This is a genomic window from Flammeovirga aprica JL-4 (assembly GCF_012844305.1).
Taxonomy (GTDB): domain Bacteria; phylum Bacteroidota; class Bacteroidia; order Cytophagales; family Flammeovirgaceae; genus Flammeovirga; species Flammeovirga aprica.
In genome coordinates, this window is sequence record NZ_JABANE010000278.1 from 1 (window position 1) to 1,523 (window position 1,523).

Here is a 1,523-nt window from a genome sequence, read left to right on the forward strand (position 1 = left end):
GAGCGAGTTTACAACTTTGAGGTGGAAGGTTATCATAGTTATTATGCGGATGGTATTTATGTGCATAATGAGTATGAGTTGCCTCCGTCCATAGCAAAGAAGCTTAAGTCATTAGAAATAAATGGTGAATTAAAAGAAGCTTTTGAATTACAATATAATGCTCAAGAAAGTTTCAGGGATGCTATAGCTGGAAATAGTAAGGTTGTTGATGTGTGGATGGTGTTGAAAAAAGCTAATTTAGATGCATCTAATATCAGTTATTACAATAAACTAACAAGTTTTTTACAAAGTTCGAGAGAAAGCTTATCTAGTATACTAGCTAATAGAATGCCTGAGGCAAATAAAGCCGAAGACTTAGTGAGATGGTTTAAGCTATTAGATAACTCTGGAATTTCTAGAAATGCTTCTAAAGAGTTAAATGATTTAGCAGAAGAAGCATTAACAAAATACTCAAACACCAAAAGACCTTCGGTAGCAGGTGTCATGGAAGGTTCCTTTGGTGTTAGAACAGGAACCAGTATAAAAAATGGTAATGTTGATTATTTTGAAGGTATTAATCCTAGGGTTAAAGAATTCTTGAAGAGATTGATACTGAATTAAGGTCAAGTGGGCACGGAAAGTGTGCAGAAGTACAGATATTATCAGAATTATTAAATGATCACTTCAAAAGAAAGATACCAACAGTTGAGGAAGCTATAGAATATTTAAGAGGGACAAAATCTAAGGCTATAAATTTGAAGGGGTCTGCTAAGACTAAAGGTTCACATGGAAAATATAAATGTGCATGTACTTCTTGCTTTTATTTATTAGAATTATTACAGATTCAAGAAGTTTCACATTAATAAAAGATAAATTCAAATGACAAAATTACCAGTTGAAATTATTCCTTATTTTGAACAAGCAGGATGGATGAAAGGGCGTAAAATAGATTTATCAAATTTATTAAAAAATGAATTTGGTAAGTATCCTGACAACTACCTTATTTTCATTTCTGAGTTTCTAGATTTGAAAGTTCATAACATAGGTGAACGAGAAATTAGAATTAGAGGTGAATCAAGAAAAATCAAGTATGACAATTATATTCATTTTGATTTAATGTATGACGAAGAGTTAATGATTGATAGTGAAGGGGAAGATGGAGCAATTAAGTACTACTCTGATTTAATGGGAAAGAAATTATATCCTATCGGTATGGTTAGAGATGATTTTACAGCTGCTGTTGATGAATCCCTAGCTATTTATATATTTAATACTGGAATTCTAGGATGTGTAAAAGTTCATGATGATCCTTATCAAGGTCTTAAGAATATATTAAAAAATGATTTATATACTCATGCTTATATTCTAGAAGAGGAAGGGGAACATAAGGGGAAATGGTTTAAACGGAAAGTACCAAAGAGGTGACTGTCCTAATAGCTGAATATAAGTTAATCGAAGACACTAATAGAGGATGTAAACTCAACGCTGTCCACAGTAACCCTCATTCAGAACACTTTTCTGAATGAGGGTTTATTTTGGTAAAT

General features: G+C 32.0%; 3 protein-coding genes. All 3 read left to right on the top strand.

All coding sequences use genetic code 11. From position 1 onward, the window contains the following. The coding region (locus tag HHU12_RS33840) for a hypothetical protein (RefSeq protein ID WP_169661140.1) at positions 1-600 on the top strand (600 nt) is incomplete at its 5' end. 35 nt (positions 601-635) lie between these two features. Further along, positions 636-842, top strand: a complete 207-nt coding sequence (locus tag HHU12_RS36015) for a hypothetical protein (RefSeq protein WP_394353226.1) — start codon at positions 636-638, stop codon at positions 840-842. Positions 843-858: 16 nt separating this feature from the next. Then, complete coding sequence (locus tag HHU12_RS33850) at positions 859-1,404, top strand: SUKH-3 domain-containing protein (protein ID WP_169661141.1); 546 nt, start codon at positions 859-861, stop codon at positions 1,402-1,404. The last annotated feature ends 119 nt before the right edge of the window (positions 1,405-1,523 follow it).